The following is a 6,384-nucleotide window of genomic DNA, read 5'->3' as shown; positions in this document are numbered from 1 at the left end:
GTGTTCAGACTTGAGCTATTCCGATCCTAGCCGCTCAGCCTGGCCCGGCGCAGCCGCTCGCCGCTCAGCCTGGCCCGGCGCAGCCGCTCGCCGCTCAGCCTGGCCCGGCCCAACCGCTTGCCGCTCAGCCTGGCCCGGTGCAGCCGCTCGGCGCGGAGGCTGGTTTCGAGGCGGTGGCCGACGCGTACCCGAAGGAGCAACCACCCGCGGCGGTGTGAGAAGGCCGCTCGGCCGCGGAAGGGTCCTGGATAAGTCGTTGACGGCCGGCGCCGGTGCTGCTGGAGTTGGCCGATGAGCGAGCGCGTGGAGGCCGGGCCGGCGATCCGCACCGCGGTGGCGGCCGACCTCCCGGCATTGCAGCGGGTCTACCGCGAGGCGTCGCTGTCTAATGCGGGCGATGCCCCGGTTCTGCTGGCCCGGCCTGAGTTCCTGGTCTTCGCCGGTGACGGCATCGCCGCCGGCCGCACCCTCGTCGCGCTGGACGGGCCGCCGGACGAGGGCCGCATCGTCGGGTTCGCCACGGTCGCCACCGGCGACGACGGCGGTCTCGAACTCGAAGACCTCTTCGTCGATCCGGAGCGGCGCCGGCGCGGCATCGCCCGCCACCTGGTCCGGGCGGTCGCCGGTGCCGCCCGCGCCGACGGTCACCGGCGCCTGTGGGTCACCGGCAACCCGCATGCTCTGGCCTTCTACCTGGCCGCCGGATTCGTCCAGATAGAAGGCCAAGTGTCCACCGAGCTGGGCAGCGGCCTGCGCATGTCCCTCGACCTGAGCCGGGCCTGACGCCGCTCGGGGCCACGCCTCGCTCAGGCGGGTTCGACTGCCGGCAGCGCTCCGGCCGCGATCGACCAGGCGGCCGGGGCGACGCTCCGGGCGGCGGTGAGGAACGCGCCCGCTCCCTCGGCCGCCTCGAACGAGAAGATCGCGTAGCCGGGCTCGCGGTGGATTTCGCGTACCGGCCCCGCATCGCGCGCCAGGCCGGGCAGGCCGGTGTCGAGCAGGCCGGTCCCGGCGTCGTCGAGTGGCCCGTGCGTGACCGTGACCGGATGCAGCTTCAGCAGGTCGATGGCGGCGGCCCGGGTGACCTCCTCCGGGGTGTACCGCGGCATCCGGAATTCCAGGGTGCGCGGCGGGGGCTTGGGGAAGCCGTGCCGTTCGAGTTCGGCGTACACCCGCTGGGCGCTGTCGTCCCCGGGGTGCCGGTCCTGCTTCGGGTCGTACATCGACATGAGCACCGGGCCGGTGGCGAACTGCTCCAGCTCCGCGTGGGTGAGGTAGCGGCCGAGGGGCGGCTCGTCGTCCTTGAGGACCAGCCGCAACTTGTACGCCGCGCGGCCCCGTGACTCGGCACCCTGGGTGTAGACCAGGCCACCGATCCGCGTCCAGGGCACGTGCTGCCGCCGCCACGGCCGGATGATCGTCACGCCGGTGTCGTCGAACCGGTCGACGACCAGCCACCACACCTGCGCGAGGTGGAACAGCACGACCAGTCCCAGAACGGCGACCACCGGCGCCCCGTAGACCTCGCCGAGGGCGACTGTCCACACCACCAGGAGCACGCAGAAGAACACCAGGTCGACGAGCATCGGCAGCAGGTGCTCGGTCCAGATCGGGAACAGCCGCACCGTCACGGAGCCCATCGCCGGTTCTCGATTCGCTGCCACGATCCGACATCCTTCCACGCCCCGCCAAGCCGGGCCTCGGCGGAAGTTTGTCGGACGCATCGAGAGCGACTCGGCATCCTGGCGGCGTCAGCCTGGCATTGGACACCCGCACAAAGAGAAAAACGCACGCTCCTCCGACACCACCATTCCAAATATGGGAGACGCAAAGCTTTGAAAGCCCACCCGCCGTAAGCAAATGCCACCGCGAATGCCGCCGACTGCAGGGGTAAGCGCAACCGGCACGGTTTCTGCCCGCATGACCCACCACAAAGGCCCGCCGGGTAAGAAAAGAGAAGTCCCGCGACCAAAGGCGCGGCAGCCAGACCACCAACCCGTCAGGTGACCGCCCAGAAAGAGCTGCAAACAGCAGCGCGGAACCAATATAAAACCGTGAGTAAAAACCATGCAAGGTGGCCGGCGCAAGAAAGCCGCGGTTTCAACGCCTCTCCCGAAGAGTCTGAGACGGCGGCACCCCATAACGAGCCCGATACGCCCCAGCAAAGCGGCCCAAATGAGTAAACCCCCACCGAAACGCCACCTCGCTGACGCTGACCTCCCACGGTTCGGATCGGGAGAGCTCCGCATGCACCCCGTCCAGGCGCAACCGGCGCAAATAGGTCAGGGGCGACATCCCCACGTGCTGACGGAACGACTCCTGGAGGACCCGGACCCCCACCCCGGCGATCGCCGCCAGGTCGCGTGCCGTGAAGGCTCGCCACGGTTCCGCGTGCATCGCGTCCAGGGTTCGTTTGACCGTGCGCGGTCGGCTCGGGCCCCGCAGGCCGGCCGGCTCCTCGCCGTACGGATGTTCGACCGTCAAGGCCAGTCCGCTGACCACCATGTCGCGCCAGCGGGCCGCCATGCGGGGCTGCGACGCCAGCCCGTCCTCGTCGCGCAGTTCCCGGTGCAGGAGGCGAACCAACGCCGTCCACGTACGCCCCGGCCCGTCGATCAGGTCGAAGCTCGCCCCCAGCGGCAGCGGCGACACGACCTGCTGGTCGAGGGCCGCGTCGACCTCGCGTTCGAGGGCGGCCCGCTCGATTTTGACGCTCAGCATGCGGCAGTTGCCGGGCCAGTCGAGGTCGATGTCGCCGACCGGGCGGTAGACGGCGGCGCGGGTCGGGTCGGCCATGACGACTGTCCCCCGATGGCGTGACCGCAGGGTGCCGGTGAGGGGGGCCAGCACGTGGTAGGCCGTTTCGAGGTCGCCGATGTTGAGGTGGATGTCGGTGCCGTAGCTGATTTCGCCGACGGTGATCGGGCCGAGCATGACGACGTCGCCGCTGAAGGCGAAGTCGGTGGTGTCGCCGACCGGGGTGACCTGCAGAGGGCCGTAGAACAGTTTGCGGCAGAAGGCGCGGGCCTCGTCGACGTCGGTGGTGTGCAGGGCGACGTGCACGGGGATGTCGGCGCCCGGTGCGCCCGGGCGGGCCGGCCCTTCCCCGCCCACCATCAACGCCCACCCTCGACTGGAATGTGCCGCGCGTTCCCGCGCGGCGTCGGATGGCGTCCACGATAGACCCCGAGGGGGCCGACCTCACCTTACGGGTTCAGACGGCTACCGATATGGGCCAGTTGTACTCGGTGACCGCGCCGCCGTTGACGTCGACTTCCTCCAGGGGGGTGACCGGGTCGCGCCAGACGACGTACCGGCCTTCGGGCAGGTTGTCGATGACCTCGCTCCAGACCACTCCGCCGCTGACGTAGCGGGCGCGTACGGCCGCGTGCTTACGGACCGCCAGGTCGGTCACCGGGCTGATCTCGATCTCGTGGCCGTGCATGCCGGCCGGGGTGTGGATGATCAGCGCGCCGATCCCGGCGCCGATGTTCAGCATCACGGTGCCCTGGCCGGAGGGCACCAGCGTGTGGGAGTGGCTCATCAGGGGTTGTCGAATCCGTCGAAGGGCAGGGGCAGGAACGGGAAGTGCTTGAGCAGGGTGCCGCTGACGTCCTTGATGCTCAGGCCCTGTTCGACCGCGGCGGCCGCGGCGTCGGGCTTGAACGTGGCGTCGACCAGCGGGAACGTGGCGCCGGCGATCGCCCGCAGCGAGATCGAGACGACGTCGTCGGCGATGCGGCGGCCGTTGGGGAAGCCGGCCAGGTCGCCGCCGACGACGCCGAACGCGTTCTCCTTCTTGGCCGGCGGGATGGCCGTGTTGAGCCGCAGCATGTCGGCCTGCACGTCGCCGGTGTTGTTCTGGAAGTTGTCGATCAGGCCGTCGGGGATCCCGGTGAGCAGGATCGCCAGCAGGTCGGCGCGGGGGGTGCCGGCCTTGTCGAGCTTGGCCAGGTTGTCGAACAGGCCCGGGTAGAGGACGGGCAGCAGCGTCTGGAGTTCGGGCTTGGACACGAAGCCGGCGAACCGCTTGTCGTCGCTCGGGGGCAGGCTGTTCCACAGGTCTTTCTGGGCCATCGGCACGATGACCTCGTTGAACAGCGGGTTGCCGAGCCGGGACACCTGCACGTTGGGGCCGACCACGACGTCGTCGGCCTTGCCGTCGTTGTTGCGGACCTGCACCTGGCGCCGGCTGGCCGAGGTCCACACGCCGATGACCGCGCCCGGGTCGCGTCCGCGGACCTTCTTGGTGCCGTCGCGGCGGACCAGGTGCAGCGGGATCTGGATGGCGATGCTGTGGACGTTGAGCTTGTCGGTCGCGTTGACCGCCTTGCCGGCGTAGTTGAACAGGGTCTTGCCGACCAGGTGTTTGTCTTCGAACGGGCGCAGCGTGCCGAGGTCGAAGATCGAGCCGAGGTCGACGAAGAACGCGTCGGCGCGCTGGCCGGCGAACACCTTCTCGCCGGTCTTGAGCTTGGCGACCGCGTCCGACGCGAGCTTGCCGTAGTCGGGGATGGAGAGCTTGCCGACGTTGCAGGGCGGGCAGGGCAGCTTCTGGGCGAGGACGGTGCTCTTGCCGTGCTTGTCGACCTTGGTGACCGAGAAGAACTGCCGCCGGTTCCAGTTCTTGTCGTCGAGCGACTTGATCTGGCCGGTGTTGTACAGGAACGTCTTGTCGTTGCGCAGTTCGGTGCGGAACCGGAACTGGTAGGTCAGGTCGGGCCGGGCGTCGCCGTTCGAGTCGATGTGGATCTCGTAGAGCACGTCGTCGCCGAACTCGAAGAAGTTGGGGCCGGAGGCCGGCAACTGCAGCGGCACGTAGTTCGCGATGATCGTCACGGTGTCCGGGTCGTCCGGGCTGACGAACGCGTACAGGTCGGAGCTGTCGGCGACCGGATCCTTGCTGATCTCGGGGGCCTCGCGGTGCGATGACATCGGGGTCTCCTCTTCGCCGGATCAGCCGTGGACGGCTTTGAGCAACTGGGCCGCGAACTTCTTGTCGGTCACCGTCTTCTTGGAGGCTCCGGAGAAGACGTCGAACGTGCCCTTTTTCGCGTCGCGCAGCGAGATCACCAGCGGGGCGCTGGTCGAGGCGGCCGCCTCGGTCTCCGGCGTCTCGCCGGCGAGGCTCAGGCCGGCCACGCCGGCCACGGAGACTCCGACCACCCCGGCGCCGGCCATGGCGAGGGCCCGGCGCCGCGACATACGGTTACCGGCCACACGGCGGCGGTAGCGAACACGACTCATTGCTCGGCCTTTCGTCTTGCTTCGGTAGGGGGCTTACGGGCAAAGGCGGTACCGAGGTTGTTACGTCGACGCCCATCAGTACGAAGTGCGAACCGTGGTGGTTCAACGGTTTTCGAAGCGCTTACGGCGGAGTCGCCCGAATCCGGCGACGGCCAGGGCGCCGGCCGCCAGGACCAGGGCACCGAGCAGGATCTGATGACCCAGGGTGACCTTGGTGTTCTCACTGACCGGAGTCAGATCGGGCGCGGCCGCGGCGGCGGCCTCGGAGCTGGGCGCCCCCGCCGCGACCGGCGCGGCTTCGGCCGTACGGGATGGGGCCGTTGACGCCGAAGGCGCCGCTTTCTTCGTGGCCGCCGCCTTCGTCACCGCCGGCACCGCCTTCCTGGTCGCCGGGGCGGCCGGGAACGCCAGGTCGGAGCACGAGTAATAGGTGTCCGGGGTGTTGGAGGTCTGCCAGACGATGAACAGGATCTGCCGCCCGGTGCGCTCGGGCAGCTTCACGCTGAACTGGAACGCCCCGTCGGTCAGCGGCGGGTTGGCGGCGTCGGTCAGCGGCTTGCTGCCGAGGTCGCCCCAGGCCAGCTTCTTCGTCGGCGAGTAGCCCTGCCGGGTGAGGTAGACCCGGAACGAGCCCTGGTGCGCGATCGTCGCCCGATACTTGACCGACAACGTCTTTCCGCTGGTCACGCTCGTGGCCGGGAAGTCGTCGCGGGCGATGTTGAGGCCCTTGAACGCGTCGAGGCCGCCGCCGCAGAGCTCGCCGTCGGGCACGAACTTCTTGTCGTTGCCGTTGACGTCGGGCACCCGGATGTTGTCGAAGCTGCCGAACGCTCCCCCGTTCGCCTTCAGCGCCGCCTTGCAGGCGGCCGTGCCGGTCTTCGAGCCGCCTCCCGCGCAGGCGGCGGAGCGGCTGATCGGCGAGGTGGGCGCGCCGTGGGCGAGGGCGGGGGCCGCGGGCACGAGCCCGGCGACGACGGCGGCGCCGGTCAGGGCGCCCCAGGTGAAGGCGGTGGAGCGTCGGACGTTCATGGGGATCTCTTTCGGCCGGGGCTGGTCCGCCTACAGATACGGACCCCGGGCGTCAGACGTTCACCTTCTCGGGCGACCGGGAATCCCCGTGTGATTGAGTGGCGGGGC

At 69.5% G+C, this 6,384-nt stretch carries 8 protein-coding genes; 1 reads left to right on the top strand and 7 read right to left on the bottom strand.

Translation table 11 applies throughout. The features are described 5' to 3' along the window. Positions 1-26: 26 nt before the first annotated feature. Positions 27-329: a pentapeptide repeat-containing protein gene (locus AB0M88_RS43870; RefSeq protein WP_364112515.1), complete on the bottom strand. Its 303-nt coding sequence runs from the start codon at positions 327-329 to the stop codon at positions 27-29. Between AB0M88_RS43870 and AB0M88_RS43865 the strand changes: the two genes are divergently transcribed. Continuing rightward, positions 292-783 (top strand): GNAT family N-acetyltransferase, encoded by a 492-nt coding sequence (locus AB0M88_RS43865; protein ID WP_364112513.1) that lies wholly within the window; start codon positions 292-294, stop codon positions 781-783. The genes AB0M88_RS43870 and AB0M88_RS43865 overlap by 38 nt on opposite strands. Before the next feature lie 23 nt (positions 784-806). On the opposite strand, the gene AB0M88_RS43860 is transcribed toward AB0M88_RS43865, so the two are convergent. From AB0M88_RS43860 to AB0M88_RS43835, 6 genes are all read right to left on the bottom strand, one after another. Further along, positions 807-1,664 carry a hypothetical protein gene (locus AB0M88_RS43860; RefSeq protein ID WP_364112511.1) on the bottom strand — a complete coding sequence of 286 codons (858 nt, stop codon included), beginning with the start codon at positions 1,662-1,664 and terminating at the stop codon, positions 807-809. Positions 1,665-2,100: 436 nt separating this feature from the next. Further along, positions 2,101-3,117, bottom strand: coding sequence for an AraC family transcriptional regulator (locus tag AB0M88_RS43855; RefSeq protein ID WP_364112509.1), 1,017 nt, complete (start codon positions 3,115-3,117; stop codon positions 2,101-2,103). A 97-nt stretch (positions 3,118-3,214) separates the two neighbouring features. After that, positions 3,215-3,544, bottom strand: a complete 330-nt coding sequence (locus AB0M88_RS43850) for a phospholipase (RefSeq protein WP_364112507.1) — start codon at positions 3,542-3,544, stop codon at positions 3,215-3,217. Then, the gene (locus tag AB0M88_RS43845; RefSeq protein ID WP_364112505.1) at positions 3,544-4,935 is read right to left on the bottom strand and encodes a DUF4331 domain-containing protein; all 1,392 of its coding nucleotides are present in this window, start codon (positions 4,933-4,935) and stop codon (positions 3,544-3,546) included. Before AB0M88_RS43845 ends, AB0M88_RS43850 begins: the two co-directional genes overlap by 1 nt. Positions 4,936-4,956: 21 nt before the next feature. Next, the gene (locus AB0M88_RS43840; protein ID WP_364112503.1) at positions 4,957-5,220 is read right to left on the bottom strand and encodes a hypothetical protein; all 264 of its coding nucleotides are present in this window, start codon (positions 5,218-5,220) and stop codon (positions 4,957-4,959) included. Between the two features lie 129 nt (positions 5,221-5,349). Then, positions 5,350-6,276: a lytic polysaccharide monooxygenase gene (locus AB0M88_RS43835; RefSeq protein WP_364112501.1), complete on the bottom strand. Its 927-nt coding sequence runs from the start codon at positions 6,274-6,276 to the stop codon at positions 5,350-5,352. Positions 6,277-6,384: the final 108 nt, after the last annotated feature.

Source organism: Actinoplanes sp. NPDC051411, assembly GCF_040682075.1.
Classification (GTDB): Bacteria; Actinomycetota; Actinomycetes; order Mycobacteriales; family Micromonosporaceae; genus Actinoplanes.
Note: the sequence above shows the minus strand (reverse complement) of the source record. Positions and strands in the feature narration are given on the sequence as shown.

What these genes read in the sequence shown, in the direction of transcription:
- AB0M88_RS43865 (WP_364112513.1), top strand. Translation starts at nt 292, where the DNA reads ATGAGCGAGCGCGTGGAGGCCGGGCCGGCGATCCGCACCGCGGTGGCG.
- AB0M88_RS43855 (WP_364112509.1), bottom strand. Translation starts at nt 3,117, where the DNA reads ATGGTGGGCGGGGAAGGGCCGGCCCGCCCGGGCGCACCGGGCGCCGAC.
- AB0M88_RS43850 (WP_364112507.1), bottom strand. Translation starts at nt 3,544, where the DNA reads ATGAGCCACTCCCACACGCTGGTGCCCTCCGGCCAGGGCACCGTGATG.
- AB0M88_RS43845 (WP_364112505.1), bottom strand. Translation starts at nt 4,935, where the DNA reads ATGTCATCGCACCGCGAGGCCCCCGAGATCAGCAAGGATCCGGTCGCC.
- AB0M88_RS43835 (WP_364112501.1), bottom strand. Translation starts at nt 6,276, where the DNA reads ATGAACGTCCGACGCTCCACCGCCTTCACCTGGGGCGCCCTGACCGGC.